This is a genomic window from Phocaeicola sp. (assembly GCF_057861905.1).
Map to the genome: position 1 here is coordinate 1 of NZ_DBMACV010000080.1, position 14,971 is coordinate 14,971.

17 protein-coding genes, 1 tRNA gene and 2 pseudogenes are annotated in these 14,971 nt (G+C 40.6%); 8 read left to right on the top strand and 12 right to left on the bottom strand.

All coding sequences use genetic code 11. From position 1 onward, the window contains the following. The 8 genes from ACZM60_RS12790 to ACZM60_RS12825 all read right to left on the bottom strand — a co-directional run. Positions 1-515 (bottom strand): cation:proton antiporter domain-containing protein (locus ACZM60_RS12790; RefSeq protein WP_489521696.1); only part of this gene is annotated, 515 nt, incomplete at its 3' end. Positions 516-575: 60 nt separating this feature from the next. Further along, on the bottom strand, positions 576-1,709 hold the full coding sequence (locus tag ACZM60_RS12795; RefSeq protein WP_021970554.1) for an AMP-binding protein: 1,134 nt from the start codon (positions 1,707-1,709) through the stop codon (positions 576-578). Between the two features lie 10 nt (positions 1,710-1,719). Continuing rightward, on the bottom strand, positions 1,720-2,772 hold the full coding sequence (menC, locus tag ACZM60_RS12800) for an o-succinylbenzoate synthase (RefSeq protein ID WP_489521697.1): 1,053 nt from the start codon (positions 2,770-2,772) through the stop codon (positions 1,720-1,722). Positions 2,773-2,892: 120 nt separating this feature from the next. Continuing rightward, a complete protein-coding gene (gene menB, locus ACZM60_RS12805) occupies positions 2,893-3,717 on the bottom strand; it encodes a 1,4-dihydroxy-2-naphthoyl-CoA synthase (protein ID WP_489521698.1) in 825 nt (274 codons plus the stop codon). Positions 3,718-3,724: 7 nt separating this feature from the next. Next, positions 3,725-5,392 carry a 2-succinyl-5-enolpyruvyl-6-hydroxy-3-cyclohexene-1-carboxylic-acid synthase gene (gene menD, locus ACZM60_RS12810; RefSeq protein WP_418586184.1) on the bottom strand — a complete coding sequence of 556 codons (1,668 nt, stop codon included), beginning with the start codon at positions 5,390-5,392 and terminating at the stop codon, positions 3,725-3,727. A 10-nt stretch (positions 5,393-5,402) separates the two neighbouring features. Continuing rightward, positions 5,403-6,521: an isochorismate synthase gene (locus ACZM60_RS12815; protein WP_489521699.1), complete on the bottom strand. Its 1,119-nt coding sequence runs from the start codon at positions 6,519-6,521 to the stop codon at positions 5,403-5,405. After that, positions 6,518-6,937 (bottom strand): PaaI family thioesterase, encoded by a 420-nt coding sequence (locus tag ACZM60_RS12820; RefSeq protein WP_340319060.1) that lies wholly within the window; start codon positions 6,935-6,937, stop codon positions 6,518-6,520. The genes ACZM60_RS12815 and ACZM60_RS12820 overlap by 4 nt, the downstream gene beginning before the upstream one ends. A gap of 138 nt (positions 6,938-7,075) precedes the next feature. Continuing rightward, positions 7,076-7,357, bottom strand: coding sequence for a helix-turn-helix domain-containing protein (locus tag ACZM60_RS12825; RefSeq protein ID WP_489521700.1), 282 nt, complete (start codon positions 7,355-7,357; stop codon positions 7,076-7,078). 9 nt (positions 7,358-7,366) lie between these two features. Here ACZM60_RS12825 and ACZM60_RS12830 point away from each other — a divergent pair, with 9 nt between their 5' ends. Further along, positions 7,367-7,507, top strand: coding sequence for a hypothetical protein (locus ACZM60_RS12830; protein WP_489521701.1), 141 nt, complete (start codon positions 7,367-7,369; stop codon positions 7,505-7,507). A gap of 82 nt (positions 7,508-7,589) precedes the next feature. Here ACZM60_RS12830 and ACZM60_RS12835 read toward each other — a convergent pair whose 3' ends face one another. Beyond that, positions 7,590-7,850, bottom strand: a complete 261-nt coding sequence (locus ACZM60_RS12835; RefSeq protein ID WP_489521702.1) for an AraC family ligand binding domain-containing protein — start codon at positions 7,848-7,850, stop codon at positions 7,590-7,592. A gap of 89 nt (positions 7,851-7,939) precedes the next feature. On the opposite strand from ACZM60_RS12835, the gene ACZM60_RS12840 reads away from it, so the two are divergent. The 4 genes and pseudogenes from ACZM60_RS12840 (at position 7,940) to ACZM60_RS12855 (ending at position 10,754) form a co-directional block, all read left to right on the top strand. Then, positions 7,940-8,878, top strand: a complete 939-nt coding sequence (locus tag ACZM60_RS12840; protein ID WP_340319058.1) for a DMT family transporter — start codon at positions 7,940-7,942, stop codon at positions 8,876-8,878. A 423-nt stretch (positions 8,879-9,301) separates the two neighbouring features. Continuing rightward, positions 9,302-9,688: pseudogene (locus tag ACZM60_RS12845) on the top strand (GNAT family N-acetyltransferase); the annotation flags it as partial. A 75-nt stretch (positions 9,689-9,763) separates the two neighbouring features. Then, a pseudogene (locus ACZM60_RS12850) lies at positions 9,764-10,210 on the top strand (GNAT family N-acetyltransferase); the annotation flags it as partial. Continuing rightward, entirely contained in the window at positions 10,200-10,754 is a 555-nt protein-coding gene (locus tag ACZM60_RS12855; RefSeq protein WP_418586198.1) for an NUDIX hydrolase, read from the top strand. The pseudogene ACZM60_RS12850 and the gene ACZM60_RS12855, both read left to right, overlap by 11 nt. Here ACZM60_RS12855 and ACZM60_RS12860 read toward each other — a convergent pair. Further along, positions 10,749-11,249, bottom strand: coding sequence for a GNAT family N-acetyltransferase (locus ACZM60_RS12860; protein ID WP_418586179.1), 501 nt, complete (start codon positions 11,247-11,249; stop codon positions 10,749-10,751). The genes ACZM60_RS12855 and ACZM60_RS12860 overlap by 6 nt on opposite strands. Before the next feature lie 170 nt (positions 11,250-11,419). Here ACZM60_RS12860 and ACZM60_RS12865 point away from each other — a divergent pair. Further along, positions 11,420-11,493 (top strand) — tRNA-Ala (locus tag ACZM60_RS12865). 32 nt (positions 11,494-11,525) lie between these two features. On the opposite strand, the gene ACZM60_RS12870 is transcribed toward ACZM60_RS12865, so the two are convergent. Next, positions 11,526-12,284 carry a DeoR/GlpR family DNA-binding transcription regulator gene (locus ACZM60_RS12870; RefSeq protein WP_021970543.1) on the bottom strand — a complete coding sequence of 253 codons (759 nt, stop codon included), beginning with the start codon at positions 12,282-12,284 and terminating at the stop codon, positions 11,526-11,528. Positions 12,285-12,298: 14 nt separating this feature from the next. Then, positions 12,299-12,913, bottom strand: coding sequence for a 3,4-dihydroxy-2-butanone-4-phosphate synthase (ribB, locus tag ACZM60_RS12875; protein ID WP_021970542.1), 615 nt, complete (start codon positions 12,911-12,913; stop codon positions 12,299-12,301). 210 nt (positions 12,914-13,123) lie between these two features. On the opposite strand from ribB, the gene ACZM60_RS12880 reads away from it, so the two are divergent. Both ACZM60_RS12880 and ACZM60_RS12885 read left to right on the top strand, forming a co-directional pair. Further along, positions 13,124-13,954 (top strand): transketolase, encoded by an 831-nt coding sequence (locus ACZM60_RS12880; RefSeq protein ID WP_021970541.1) that lies wholly within the window; start codon positions 13,124-13,126, stop codon positions 13,952-13,954. A gap of 4 nt (positions 13,955-13,958) precedes the next feature. Then, on the top strand, positions 13,959-14,906 hold the full coding sequence (locus ACZM60_RS12885; RefSeq protein WP_489521703.1) for a transketolase family protein: 948 nt from the start codon (positions 13,959-13,961) through the stop codon (positions 14,904-14,906). The last annotated feature ends 65 nt before the right edge of the window (positions 14,907-14,971 follow it).

The following is a 14,971-nucleotide window of genomic DNA, read 5'->3' on the forward strand; positions in this document are numbered from 1 at the left end:
ACAAGTGTAGAAAAGCGCTTACTGGTTTTTAATTCATGTAACAGAGCAACTACAGCAACAGGGTCGGTTGCACTGATTAAAGCTCCGAACATCAGTGCGAATCCCCATGTCCATGAGCTGAAACCCGGTATGCAAAGGGAAATTCCCATTAATAATGCACCCGTAAGCAACATACAAATCACTAAACCAGGCACAGCAAGTAAAGTAGCATTGGCCAGCGTTTTTTTGAATATATGCAGATTCAGTTCATAAGCCGCATCAAAAATCAATATTGGCAGGAACAGGTAAAGTATCAAGTCCGGATTGATATTGGCAACCGAACTGATGCCTTCCGATAACCCATCCCAAAAATTAAATATACCTGAACGATTGAGTAAGCCTACCAGAAGTCCGATGGCGAAGAGTCCTACCGTATAAGGGATTCGGGTATGTTGTAATAGTGATTTTAGTATGGCTCCTATAACAAGTCCGCCGATTGTTAGCAACAAAGGAATTAGAAAAGATGTTTCTTCCATAGTATTAGTTATTAAAACTTTATTATGGGAAACAAATATACGGATTTAAGTATTTTTTTCCTATGCTTTGTCTATTTTATTTATAGCTAATTTTCGTGCGTTTGCTCTATCGGGCTTACCGGTTTCTGTTTGTGGAAGTTTTTCTATATTTATAATTTGTTTGGGACGCCAATAAGGAGGTAAAGTAGCTATTGCTTTATTTATATTCTCATAGTCAATGGTATCTGTTTCAAGAAGCAAAACAATTTGTTCTCCAAATTTAATGTCGGATACTGACGTAATCATAAACGGGCAGGGGAGTAATGGTCTAAGTGCGTCCTCAACCTGTTCTATCTGTACTTTGATTCCTCCCGTATTGATTGTATTGTCTTTTCTTCCTAAAATACGGAATTGCCCTGAGATGTTGAATTCTACAATGTCATTTGTCTTCAGTATTTCTTCACTGACGAGGGGAGCATTGATTACCAGTGTACCTTCTTCCGAAGAACTGAGACTGACATGGCTGAAAGGAGTATACCATTCAGAACGTCCTTTTCCGTTTAGTTGGCGTAAAGCAATGTGGGAGAGAGTTTCTGTCATTCCATACGTACTCCATACGGCATAAGGAAAATCTTGTAGCGACTTTTCCAAATTTTCATCGATAGCTCCTCCACCTATTATCAAGTGACGGACCTGCATGAGCAGTTCTCGTTCGGCCGGTACTTGCAGGGTATTGAATACCTGCATGGGAATCATGGCTGCGAAAGTCGGTGCAGTATGCAAATCCTGCATCGGATGTCCACATGGAGTTACTGGAATCAAGTTCAATCCAGCTACGAGTGTACGTACTACTACCATTTTACCTGCTATATACTGCAAGGGCATACATAACAAGGCACTGTCACCTTTGTGTAAATTTAAGAAAGATACGGTAAGTTTGGCACTGTTCATCATCCGGCTTTTCTCTACCCAAAGCTCTTTAGGTGTTCCGGTGGAACCGGATGTATGTACTTTCAGAGTATCGTTTCCGTCGAACCATTCAGCCAGGAAGTCGGCAAGAGCAGCATAAAAGCTGTCCTCACCGTAAATAGTGCGAAACTTGGTTTGAAGAAGACTCTTCGCTTCCGGTACAGATGCTGTGGCATCGGCAGCTGTATAGTGTATGCCGTCTATTGTGATGGTTTGCTGAGATATTTCGGTGACAAATGTTGACATAGTAGTTGTGTTATATGAGAAATGATTTAAAATCAGGTTCCTTTTCTTCTGGGTGGAACCACAGACAATCTCCTTCAATATGAAGTGGGTAGTCGATATTATCCGTAAAAAGCATACCTGTACCTAATCCTTGAGGCATTGCAGGATGAAGAGTGGCACACCATTGTGCGATAGAATTAAGTCCGATGTTCGATTCCAAAGCTGAAGTAACCCATGAGCCGATACCCCGTTCGGTAGCCAGTTCGATCCATTCCTGAGCTCCTCTCAAACCTCCGTGGAGAGAAGGTTTTAAAATAATATATTGCGGTCGGATGGTTTCAAGAAGTTCCACCTTGCGTGCCAGCGTATTCACTCCGATTAGTTCTTCGTCTAGTGCGATGGGAAAAGGTGTCTGGGTGCACAGTTCAGCCATAGCCTGCCATTGTCCGGCACGGATAGGTTGTTCGATGGAATGCAGATGAAACGCATGAAGTCTTTTCAGTTTTTCAGGAGCATCTGCCGGAGAGAAAGCTCCATTGGCATCTACCCGAAGTTCTATTTGTTCGGGAGAAAAATGATGGCGGATGTGTGCCAACAGCTCCAGTTCCTGGTCGAAATCGATAGCACCTATTTTTACTTTGATGCATCGGAAGCCGAGTTTCATTTTCTCTTCTATCCGATGGTACATTTCGTCGAAGTTTCCCATCCATATCAGTCCGTTGATAGGAATTCCTTCTTTCCCTTCTGAAAAAGAAGTCTGCCAGAATTGTAAGTTACCGGCTTTTAGGTGAGCAAAAGCAGTTTCCAGTCCAAACAGCATGGAGGGATAGGGGCGGAGAGCCTCATAGTCGATTGTTCCATTCTGTTCCGTCTGCCGGCAGTGCTTGGCCAAGGTCTCCTCATAGTCGGGCAAGTCGTCGCAACTCAATGCCGGTAGGGGAGCACATTCTCCTACACCATATTTCCCCGTCTGTGTGTCCGTCAGCAACAGGTACCACACTTTTCGGGTGCGATATACCCCTCTTGATGTTCCTGCCGGTTGTTTGAAATGTAAAGTCTTCGGAATAATTTTGATTGTATACATAAGTATTGTGGTGAATTGAACGTTACGCAGACCGTAACAGACTGACGTTAGTAGCTGCTCTCTTAACGAATAAAAACTTTCAGACACACTCGTGTCTGAAAGTTTTATATGCTTTGATGATTAGGGCATTTTCGGGAATTTACTCCAGTCGGGCTTGCGCTTTTCCAAGAAGGCACGTCCACCTTCCTGCGCTTCTTCTGTCATGTAATAAAGCATGGTTGCGTCGCCTGCCAGTTCCTGAATACCTGCCTGACCGTCCAGTTCTGCATTCAGTCCGGCTTTTATCATACGTAATGCCAGCGGGCTGTGCTGCATCATCGTTTCGGCCCATTCTACTACTTCATCTTCCAGTGAGTCGAAAGGAACGACTTTGTTGATCAATCCCATCTCGAGGGCTTCCTGTGCCGAATACTGGCGGCAGAGGAACCAGATTTCACGCGCTTTTTTCTGTCCTACGATGCGTGCCAGATAAGAAGAACCGAATCCTGCATCGAAACTACCTACCCGTGGACCTGTTTGTCCGAATATCGCATTTTCGGAAGCGATTGTCAAGTCGCATACCACATGTAAAACGTGTCCGCCTCCAATGGCATAACCGTTGACCATGGCGATAACCGGTTTCGGAATCGAACGGATTTGTTTCTGTACATCGAGCACATTCAGACGAGGTACTCCGTCGGTGCCGATGTAACCGCCGTGTCCTTTTACATGCATATCTCCACCCGAGCAGAATGCTTTGTCGCCGGCTCCGGTAAGAACGATGACATTGATATCCTGACATTCGCGGCAATAATAGAGCGCATCGCTAATTTCCGATGTCGTTTTTGGTGTGAAAGCGTTGCGATAACGCGGACGATTGATGGTTATTTTAGCTATTCCATTATAGAAATCAAAAAGAATATCCTGATACTCTTTGATGGTTTTCCATTCTCTCTTTTGTGACATAGTGGAATTATTTTTGTTTTAGGTTATGGTAATATTCTTTCAACAGCTCGATGTCTGTGTTTTTGTCTGTAAAGACTTCCAGTAACATCGGACGGGCAGTGATATCCGGTTGGGTGAATGTACTGACTGCATTTGTCAGCTCTTCTTCGTTGTGTGCCGAGAGATATTCAAATCCTCTGTCTTCGGCCCAGGCACGTGCGGATGTGGTATGAGTGGCTGTTACAAACCGACGGGCATTTTCATGCAGTTCAAGTCCGGGCAGTGCATGGAAAATCTCTCCTCCGGCATTGTTCAGCAGCAGAATACGTACGTTCGTGCCGTAGTTGGAATTCCAAAGTGCATTCATGTCGTAGAAGAAACTCAAATCGCCGATGAGGATAAAGTTCAGCTTGTCGGAAGCCGTAGCATATCCCAGTGCGGTAGAAAGAGAACCTTCTATACCGTTTGTTCCTCTGTTGGACAAGATTTCCACATCGTTGGGCAAATCGAACAATTGCGCATAACGCACCACGGAACTGTTGGCCAGGTGTAGGGAGCACGGAGATGGCAGATGACAGATGACCTTGCCGATGGCACTCATTTCGGAATAGGCAAAATCGGCTTGTGGAATTGCTTTCGAGCGAGCCTCCCATGCTCTCGGGTATTCCGGCGTACGGCTGTCCAGCATCGGAGCGATTCTTTCCAGAAATTCAAACGGATCCATTTCGATGATGGTAGTCAATGAGCCGAACAAATCGACCACTTCGCCGTCGGCCGATACATGCCAGTGTTCTACGGGAGGATGTTTGCGGAGGAATTTCTTCAGACGTTTCGAAATGATGTGTCCCCCGTAGGTAATAAGCAGTTCGGGACGCATTTTCTCCTGTTCCTCGTTGTTCATGGAACAAAGCAGAGGTTCGATGTTCCGTATAGGCATTCCCGGTATGGTACGGTTGCTTATATTTTCAGTAAACCATGCGAAATGCTTGTACAGCATCTTGGTATACTTCTTGTCGAACAGATAAATCAGATTCATCTGTCCTACTACCGCCATGCGTCGCTGGTACTTGTTGAGACGTTCTATCAGCGGCTGGTAATCCTTGTCGTAAATGTTCAGTCCCTGATAGCGGGTGATGACTCTTGCCTGCGGCAGTTCGTTGACTGGAAGCAGGAAGAACGGTTCGCTGATAGGTACGTTGATGTGGACTGGGCCTTTACCGTGATGATTAAGTTCGAGCAAGGCTTCATTAATCAGTCTGTTGCAGAACCATTCACTTTCTTCGTCGGTTACTTCGGGTAGGTTGACCGATTTTTTCACCAACTGACCAAATACCCCGGGTTGAGGAAGCGTTTGTCCATCCATTTGTCCAATCCAGGCAGCCGGTCGGTCGGCAGAGATAACTACCAACGGTACTTGCTGATAGAATGCTTCGGCTACAGCCGGATGCAGATTCAGTAGGGCGGTTCCCGATGTACAGCATACGGCAGCAGGTGCTCCGCCGTGTAAGGCCAGTCCGAGGGCAAAGAAGCCTGCACTGCGTTCGTCGGTCATCGGGTAACAGGTGAAGTCCGGAATATTAGTGAGTGTCTGGACGATAGGTATATTCCTGCTTCCCGGACAGAGTACAATACGTTTAATTCCGTGGCTCCGAAGTAAGGAAGCCAATTGCAATATGCTTTTTTTGTCAGTATACATAGGTTCTTTTTTATAATATGTTGCGCATGGTATTCATTTTTTGTTGGGTTTCTTCCCATTCTGTTTCTACTGTTGATGAAGGAAGTATACCTCCTCCGGCATAGAGTGTAGCTGTATGTCCGGCAATGTTCATGCACCGTAGGTTCACGTAAAGTGTGGTATCGCCTTGAGGATCCAGCCATCCGATAATTCCGGCATAATAGCTTCTGTCATAACCTTCGTTTCTCAGTATGAAAGTGTAGGTTTCCTCTTTAGGCAGTCCGCATACAGCGGGAGTAGGATGAAGTTCCTTTAATATATCCCCCAAATGAGAAGTATCTTTCAACTGGAAATGAAAATCTGTTTTCAGGTGTACCAGTTGTCCGGCTCTGGCTGTATAAGGCCCTTTTTCTTTGAGCTTGCTGCCAAAGCGTTTGACTGTCTGTCGGATGTATTCACTGACAAAAGCCTGTTCTTCCTGATTCTTTTCACTCCATTCCGTCGGCATGGTTTCTCCTTGCATAGGCATGGTTCCGGCAAGTGCTACCGTGTGCCATTCCGTTTCGTGGCCGCTTAAAATAATTTCGGGCGTACTGCCGATCCAGGTCCCGGTCAGAGGAGTATGGCACAAAGAAATCATCATGCGCGGATAACTGTTGCAGGCACGGATAAAGGCGCTGAGAGGAGAAAAGGTAATATCCAATTCTTGCGTATAATTACGCGAAAGTACTAGCTTTCTGAATGCTTTATTTTGTAAGGGAGTTATAAAACGACTGAAGGCTTGTTCATATTCGATTTTAGCCTCTTCATCATTGGTTAGCTTTTTTTCGGTTATTATTGTTCCTGCTGAAGTAATGTTTCTCGCTGAAGCAAAGTCTTCTAATACTTGGCTGATATTTCCCCACCCATGTGCCACTTTATCGGGATGTATAATAATAGCTGGATGTGTTTGGGTCTGATGAAAGGGAGTAAGTACGAATCCCCGCTTTCCATTCAAGTCAGTTGGATTTCCCAAAATTTCTGTTTCTCCTTCTTCTTGTAATACTAGTATTGGTTCGTCTGTCCACGGCAGACGATACAAGGCAAAACTGAAGGGACTTTGTGTCAGTTGGTCTATCAGTTTGTGGATGGTAATTCCGGGAAGATTCATGAGCGTTTCTTGACTATTAGATTGACAACACGGGCGGTTGATACCAGTTTTCCGTCGGGAGTTGTAATATCGACGTTCCATACATGTGAGGTTCGTCCTCTGTGTACTAACGTGCCGGTTGCTTCTACATAAGTTCCAACGGGTACCATGTGTACATGGTTGGCACTGATTTGTATGCCACAAGGCATCTGCCCGGGTTCACAAAGAGGAATGGAACCGTATCCGGCAACAGTTTCAGCAAGAGCTAAAGAAGCTCCTCCATTTAGGATATCTTTGGGTTCACATGGGCGTGAGGTACGTACATCGACAGGCATAGTTGCTTTTACGTATCCTTCTTCTATAGCAACCAGTTGAATCCCGAGGTTTTTCCCTAGTGATTCAGGTAGTTCATAAGATGTCTTTTCGCTCGTTTGCATAAATTATATTTTCGTAATATATTGCAAAATTACAATTTTCCAGTCAATAAGCCGAAATAAGGGTGAGAAATTCTATTTTTGCCTCGTAAAGTTGGCCTATGATAGCAGTATGCTTACACACTTTTTATATATTGGATCTTACTTTCCTTTTAGCAAGATATGTTGTTTGCGATATTTAAGAGGGGATATACCATAGTATGACTGGAATTTTTTTATCAAGTGGCATGCATCGCTGTATCCGGTGCGATAAGCTATTTCTTTCATGCTTAATTGAGTTTCTTTTACGAGTGATTCTGCCATTTTTATTCGGTTACGGCTGATGTATTGTTGAAGACTTTCCTGAAAATGATGTTTGAAATAACGTCCGATGTAGTTTTCCGATAGGTTAAACTTCTGGCAAAGGGCATCTATCCTCAGCATCTGAGGCTGATGGATATGCTGTTGAATATATTGCAACAGATAGAGTGCTTTGTCCGTTTCTTCTGTATCGGCCGGAAAGATTGTTTGATTATCGGTAAGGAAACTGCGGGCTATCAGTACGATGAGGCTATTCAGCCATTGTTGTTGTAAATAAGCTGAGAAATTTTGTCAATATATGGAGTCTTTTCTGGTATATATAATGTACGTTCGACATATTTTCCGATATAGTCTGCTACATATTGAGTTGTAAAACGTAAGAATACGTATTTGCTGTATGTTTGAATTGTATTGTATCGGGAGGGATAAGAAAGATAGTATCTGTACTATATGAAATTTCTTTCTTTTCGGATGTTTTATTATATATGTAAAATGTACCTGTTCCAGAAATGATATAGGCCATTTCAAAAAATGAATGCTGGTGTTCTTCTATTGGGAATATTTCATGTTCACGGATTAATATTTCTACAGGTTCGTATAAATTTTCTTTCCACATTGGTCGTAATCGTACAATAATTTGCTGCAAATATACTATAATTAACTATGATGACTATTGTAATTTTGCGGCAATTAAAAAATATTGAGATGGATATACAAAAGTTGAAAGGGCATGGAGCTATGCTTGGTGCAAATAGTATGTGGGGATTGATGTCACCGCTTGCTAAATTTGTAATGTTAGGTGGAATGGTAACTCCACTTGTAGTAACTGATTTACGTATTTTTGGTGCTATGGTATTGTTTTGGCTTGCTTCATTCTTTAGAAAGCCTGAACATGTTGGGCATAAGGATTTAGCTAAGTTATTTGTGGCGTCATTGCTTGCTATTGTATTTAATCAAGGATGTTTTATTTTTGGTGTGGGATTGACCTCTCCTGCTGACGCTTCCATTATTACGACCAGTATGCCGCTTTGGGCTATGATTTTGGCTGCTATTTATCTGAAAGAGCCAATTACAGGAAAGAAAGTTTTGGGTATTGCTTTGGGAGCTACAGGTGCTTTATTGCTTATTTTAGGTAGCCAGCAAGCTGGGGGTGCAAATACAAATGGAAATAATAATATTTGGGGAGATATTCTAGTACTTTGTGCACAGCTAAGTTATGCTCTTTATATTGTATTATTTAAGGATTTTGTAGGTAAATACTCTGTCTTTACCATCATGAAATGGATGTTTACTTATGCTTTTATATGTGCTTTACCTTTTTCGTACAATGATTTATTGGCTGCTGGATGGACAGACTTGGGCAGCGCAGAATGGTTTTCGCTGGCGTTTATTGTCATAGGAAGTACATTCTTGAGCTATATTTTTGTTATTGTTGGACAAAAGAACTTGCGCCCTACTGTTGCTGGAATGTATAACTATGTACAACCTCTTGTGGCATGTATCGTAGCAGTATGTTGGGGAATGGATCGTTTTAACTGGATAAAAGTAATCTCGGTTATATTGATTTTTGGAGGCGTTTACTTGGTTACTATTAGTCGTACGCGCGCTGAAGTAGAAAAGCATGAAGCTTCTGTGGTAAAGTGATGAGTTCCCCTTCAGGATATTTATCCCGCAGGGGACTGTATGCATCGGGAAGTAATGAAATAAAAGCTGTTGGTTGTGTTGGTGTAGAAAGTGAGCTACAGTCAGTGACTGAGCAGATTTTACAATGCTCATCAGCAGATAACGGTAGTTGTTGTTTATCGTTACCGTATCTTTTCCGTTGATGATGACAGCTACTCCTACTTGTTCCTGGGGGAATTTAGTGACTTGTCTAACCTATGATTCCAGTGTATGTTGTTGAGTTTGTAATGTAGGGAATATTAATGTACAGGGGGAAAAGATAAACGTATGTATATTGTCTAATGATTTTATAAAATAAAGATAGAATAATTTGTAGGCAACTTGAAATCTTATTCTTAAAAATGTTTATCTTTGTATAATAGATTTTTGTTTATTGTATGGAATATGACTGACTATTTGCTTACAACTTCGGTTAGAGCTGAAGCATTATCTCCAGTATTCGAGGAAGCGGTACGTGTAACCTGTCGTAAGGACTATACCTCTGCTCAAGTAGAGGCATGGTTACAGTGTGCTACGCTTTCCCGCTGGGAGAAATTACTCTCAGGTGATTTACATTTCATAACAGCAGTCAGTCAGCCTTCGGGGGAGGTGGCAGGATTTACGTCGGTGAGATGTGATGGTTATATACATAGCATGTTTGTGCATCCAGCCCATCAGAGAAGAGGAGTTGCGTCTTTTCTCCTTTGTGCAGCAGAAGATTATGCTCGTTATTTTCAGGCTCCCGGTTTGTTTTCAGAAGTAAGTCTTACTGCTAAATCTTTTTTTCTGTCACAGGGATTCTCTATGGAACAGAAACAGATAGTGAGGGTGAATGGAGTAGATTTGACAAATTTCCGGATGAGAAAACCATTGATTTATCAACCGGATGAAACCGATTTTGAAGAATTATTATTGATTTGGGAAGAAGCTGTCCGTAGTACGCATCATTTTCTTTCGGAAGAAGATATACAATACTATAAGCCTTTAGTTCGTATGATTTATCTTCCAGGAGTGGATTTATATTGCATTCGTAATAGAGAAGGAAGAATAACCGCCTTTATGGGATTGAGCCGTGAACTGATTGAGATGCTTTTTGTCGCTCCTCAGGAGCAAGGAAAAGGATATGGAAGCAGGTTGATTGATTTTGCTATACGAGAAAAATGCATTGATAAGATAGATGTCAATGAACAAAACTCTGTGGCAGTTCGCTTTTATTTAAATAAAGGTTTTGAGATTATTTCACGCGATGAATTTGATGCTGCTGGTCGGCCGTTTCCGGTTTTACATTTAAAATTGAAATATGATAGAAAATGATGATAGAAAATGGAAAATCCTTCATAGTGAGTATCTTATCCGACGTCCGTGGTTGACAGCTCGGCGTGATTGCGTTCGCTTGCCAAACGGAGTGGTAAATGATGAGTATTATGTGCTGGAATATCCCGATTGGGTGAACGTTATAGCTATCACGAAAGAAGGAAAATTCTTGATGGAACGTCAGTATCGGCATGGCTTGCAGTGGACTGGTTATGAAATTTGTGCCGGAGTCTGTGAAAAAGGAGAGGAACCTTTGGATTCAGCCCAAAGAGAATTATATGAAGAAACGGGGTATGCCGGAGGTACATGGATGAATTTTATGACGCTTTCAGCTAATACCAGTACGATGAATAATCTCTGTCATTGCTTCTTGGCAGAAGGAGTTGAACCGGTTTCCGGACAGCATCTCGAACCGACCGAAGATATAAGTATACATTTGTTGTCGGTCAATGAGGTTCGGGAACTGTTAATCGGTAATAATATTCGGCAGGCACTGATGGCTGCCCCCTTGTGGAAGTTGTTTGCCGAACGTCATTTACTATGATACTTGATGACGCTGGTATGCGATACGTGGAGTGCCATTGGATACGTAGATGATTCCGCAGCGTGTAAAACCGTTTTTCTCCAACAAATGCTGCATAATTTTATTGTCTGAATGAGTGTCGATACGCAGATTTGTAGTTTGTTGTATGCACCATTTGATGCAGGCCTCAAATACTCCGTGGCAACTGTTGTCGGAAGCCAGTCTGTGAATAACCCAATAAGGAGCTTCATCTAACCAATTACCCCCTTCGATATAAGAATATGTGGGGTCGGGACCTTCGATAAAGCAAAAAGTACCTACTGGAGTTTCTTGTTCATTCAAACATATATAGCAGTGTCCCGATGCTATTTCTTGAGCAATTAGTTCGCGTTGCGGGTATCCGTTTATCCATTGGTTAGCATTTCCTGTTGCTTGCATGAATTTTCGTGCAGCATCGAAAATATCCATAAGTTTATTCAAGTCGGAATTTGTGGCTTGGCGTATTTTAAGTTCCATTATGTCGAATTTGATTTTTTCGAAAAAAAGGTAAAGAACCTGTTTAAATATCCCGTTAGAAGAATATGTTAAAATGCACGGAATAATTTAAACAGGTCCTTTTAAAATCGGTTGTATTTTTATGACTTATTTAAAAATCTTATTGTATATTTGCCAGCATAATACTTAATGGGGCATTAGCTCATCTGGCTAGAGCGTTTGACTGGCAGTCAAAAGGTGGCAGGTTCGAGTCCTGTATGCTCCACTTTTTCTTGTAAAATGCAATTCTGTAAATCCTTAGAAAATTATTTTAACGTTCTTTTCTTCTATCTTTTTAATATCCTCCTCTGATATTTTATTGTCTGTAATGAGGGCTTTTATCAAAGATATGCTTCCTAAGCTGGCAAAGGATGTATTTCCTATTTTGGAAGAATCTGCAACCAAAAACACTTCATCCGAGGATCTTATCATAGCTGATTTTACTACCAAGTCACTTAAACTTGGGTATGTGAGCTGCATTTTAGAAGATATACCCGCAGTTGCTAAAAATAATTTATTTGCATGTAGATTATTGAATGGTTGTGCGGCCATTTCTCCTGTTAAAGATAATGTTGGGGCCTTGAATTCTCCACCTGTAACAATTAGGTTAATGTTGGGATTCTCTCCTAATATTAAGGCTATATTGAGCGCATTGGTGATGATGGTTAGGTCCTTGTAAGAAATCAAAAGCTTTGCTATTTCAGTTGTAGTGGAACCTGAATCTAAAATAATACAATCACCTTCGTTTATGAAGTTGACAGCTTTTTTGGCTATTTCTTTTTTTTCTTCAATGTTTTTTTGGTTTAAGAGTTGACCTGTTTTAGCAAACGAACTGACATCTTTCAAGAAAGCACCGCCATGTTCTCTTTCAATGTATCCCATTTTTTCCAATTCTTCTAAATCTTGTCTAATGGTTACATCTGTTACTTTAAATATTTTGCTGAGGTCTTGTACCTTTGCATGTCCGTCTTCTCGAATGAGATTTAATATTTTTAGTCTTCTTTGATTTAATGCCATGGTACTTTTATTATTTAGATGTTATGTTTTATTCGATATTCTTGAATACTTTTTATTGATACTATTTTTAAGTGGAATTTTTTCGCTATTTTTTCTAATTGTGGTAAGCGTGCCATTGTTCCATCTTCATTTAATATTTCTATAAGGGCTCCTCCGGGTTTTAATCCGGCGAGTCTAGTCATATCAAGTAATGCTTCTGTATGTCCATCTCTTTCTAATACGCCATTAGAAGCTCCGTAAAGGGGAAAAATATGTCCAGGTCTTGCTAATTCATCTGGTTTTATGTCACCACAGACAAGTGCATGGATGGTCTTTGCTCTATCGTAAGCTGATACACCTGTTGTACATCCATATCCTTTCAAATCGACAGACATAGTAAAAGGTGTTCCTAATAATGATGTGTTATCGGTAGCCATTGGCGCCAGTTTTAATTCCGCGCATCGTGTCTGAGGGATAGGAGCACAGAGTAATCCTCTACCATTGGTTATCATGAAATTTACTATTTCAGGAGTAATTTTTTCTCCAGCAACAATAAAATCTCCTTCATTTTCTCTGTTTTCATCATCAATTACAATAATAACTTTCCCTTGGCAGATATCTTTCAGGCCTTCTTCTACTGAATTTAGCATACTTTTTATGTGTTATAAGATTATATTATTTGCAAAGGTAATTATTTTCTCTGAAGAACTGTTTGATTTTGAGCTTTTTTAAGTGCTTGTTTTTTATTTTTCTCTTCTTTGATATTTAATTAGTGTTAATAATATTTCGTTTGTCTTCGTTTTGCTTGTTTGATTCCTTTTTTTATACTTTATTTGTAAACGAAAAAATAAACAAATAATATGGAAACGAAAGAGTTGTACTTGAAATCAGAAATTAATCGTAAAAGATTAATGGAGATTGTATTTAAAGCTAAGGCCGGGCATATTGGGGGAGATCTTTCATGTCTTAATGTGTTGACAGTGCTTTATAATGCTGTGATGAATATCAATCCATTGAATTTGAAGGATCCTGACCGTGATCGTTTTGTTATGAGTAAAGGTCATTGTGTTGAAGCGTTGTATGTTACCTTAGAAGCGAAAGGTATTATTCCTTCTGCAACCCTTGATACACTTGGAGAATATGGTTCTATTTTGTCAGGACATCCTACAATTGAAGTTCCTGGAATAGAAGTGAACACAGGTGCTTTGGGGCATGGGCTATCTATTGGCGTAGGTATGGCTCTTGCTGCTAAAATGAATCATCAGTCTTATAAAACATATGTCTTAATGGGCGATGGAGAACAAGACGAGGGTTCTATTTATGAAGCTGCTATGGCTGCGCATCAGTATAAATTAGATAATTTAGTAGCTATTATAGATAGGAATAAATTACAGATTAGTGGAACAACAGAGGAAGTTATGGCTTTGGAAAGTATATGCCAACGTTGGACTTCGTTAGGATGGGATGTCAAAGAAATGAATGGGGATGATATTGATGATATTGTAAAAAGTTTCTCTAATATTAATTTTGAGAATCATTGTCCTCATTTATTAATTTCTCATACGACAAAAGGAAAAGGCGTTTCTTATATGGAAAACGTAGTTAAGTGGCATCATGGAGTGCCTACAGAGGAAGAGTTTAATTTGGCAATTCAAGAAATTTCAGAAAGAATAGCAACTTTAGAAAAATAATATTATGATAGCTTGTAGAAAAAGTTTTACAGATACATTGTTGGAGTTAGCTCGTACGGACAAAGATATTATTGCAGTTACAACAGATGCTCGTGGTTCTGTTACGTTGGGCGACTTTGCTAAAGAGCTTCCTGAACAATTCGTAGAATGTGGTATTGCAGAGCAGAATGCTGTTGGCATTTCTGCTGGTTTAGCTCATTCAGGGAAAAAAGTATTTGTTTGTGGTCCTGCTTGTTTTTATGTAGCCAGAAGTTTGGAACAAGTGAAAGTTGATTTAGCATATAGTCAAAATAATGTAAAGATATTAGGAGTTAGTGGAGGTGTTGCATATGGAGCTTTGGGAGCGACTCATCATAGTTTGCATGATATAGCTGTTATGAGAACTTTCCCGGGTATGAATGTTGTACTTCCATGCGATGCTCGACAGACTAAAAAATTAGTAAAGTTATTAGTGGATTATCCTGAACCGGTATATGTACGTGTTGGTCGTGCAGCTGTTCCTGATGTGTATACAAATGATGATTTTGAATTTGCATTAGGAAAGTCAAATGTCTTGTTAGAGGGAAATGATTTGACAATTATAGGCACCGGAGAAACTGTATATCATGCTTATCAAGCTGGGCTGAAACTACGTGATAAAGCTATTTATGCACGAGTGTTGGACATGGCTTCATTGAAACCATATGATAAAGAAGCTATTTTGAAGGCTGCTTCAGAAACTGGTAGAATTTTAACAGTAGAGGAACATAGCCAGTTTGGTGGTTTAGGAGGTATTGTTACAGAAACTCTTTCAGAACATCCTGTGCCTGTTAAAATATTGGGTATTCCTGATGAAAATGTTGTTCATGGAACTTCTGCTGAAATATTTGCCCACTATGGTTTGAATGCAGAAGGTGTTTATCGGGCAGCGTTAGAGTTTTTACGTGAGTTCGGGATAAGAAAGTATCTTTAAAAGTTGGTAATCACCGAATTATTTTGTATATTTAAGTCTGACAAACAATTAATTACAAATTAACA

Excerpts from the sequence above, each read along its gene's own strand:
- ACZM60_RS12795 (WP_021970554.1), bottom strand. The coding sequence starts at position 1,709 with ATGTCAACATTTGTCACCGAAATATCTCAGCAAACCATCACAATAGAC.
- menC (WP_489521697.1), bottom strand. The coding sequence starts at position 2,772 with ATGTATACAATCAAAATTATTCCGAAGACTTTACATTTCAAACAACCG.
- menB (WP_489521698.1), bottom strand. The coding sequence starts at position 3,717 with ATGTCACAAAAGAGAGAATGGAAAACCATCAAAGAGTATCAGGATATT.
- menD (WP_418586184.1), bottom strand. The coding sequence starts at position 5,392 with ATGTATACTGACAAAAAAAGCATATTGCAATTGGCTTCCTTACTTCGG.
- ACZM60_RS12815 (WP_489521699.1), bottom strand. The coding sequence starts at position 6,521 with ATGAATCTTCCCGGAATTACCATCCACAAACTGATAGACCAACTGACA.
- ACZM60_RS12820 (WP_340319060.1), bottom strand. The coding sequence starts at position 6,937 with ATGCAAACGAGCGAAAAGACATCTTATGAACTACCTGAATCACTAGGG.
- ACZM60_RS12825 (WP_489521700.1), bottom strand. The coding sequence starts at position 7,357 with ATGCTGAGGATAGATGCCCTTTGCCAGAAGTTTAACCTATCGGAAAAC.
- ACZM60_RS12830 (WP_489521701.1), top strand. The coding sequence starts at position 7,367 with ATGGATATGCTGTTGAATATATTGCAACAGATAGAGTGCTTTGTCCGT.
- ACZM60_RS12835 (WP_489521702.1), bottom strand. The coding sequence starts at position 7,850 with ATGTGGAAAGAAAATTTATACGAACCTGTAGAAATATTAATCCGTGAA.
- ACZM60_RS12840 (WP_340319058.1), top strand. The coding sequence starts at position 7,940 with ATGGATATACAAAAGTTGAAAGGGCATGGAGCTATGCTTGGTGCAAAT.
- ACZM60_RS12860 (WP_418586179.1), bottom strand. The coding sequence starts at position 11,249 with ATGGAACTTAAAATACGCCAAGCCACAAATTCCGACTTGAATAAACTT.
- ACZM60_RS12870 (WP_021970543.1), bottom strand. The coding sequence starts at position 12,284 with ATGGCATTAAATCAAAGAAGACTAAAAATATTAAATCTCATTCGAGAA.
- ribB (WP_021970542.1), bottom strand. The coding sequence starts at position 12,913 with ATGCTAAATTCAGTAGAAGAAGGCCTGAAAGATATCTGCCAAGGGAAA.
- ACZM60_RS12880 (WP_021970541.1), top strand. The coding sequence starts at position 13,124 with ATGGAAACGAAAGAGTTGTACTTGAAATCAGAAATTAATCGTAAAAGA.
- ACZM60_RS12885 (WP_489521703.1), top strand. The coding sequence starts at position 13,959 with ATGATAGCTTGTAGAAAAAGTTTTACAGATACATTGTTGGAGTTAGCT.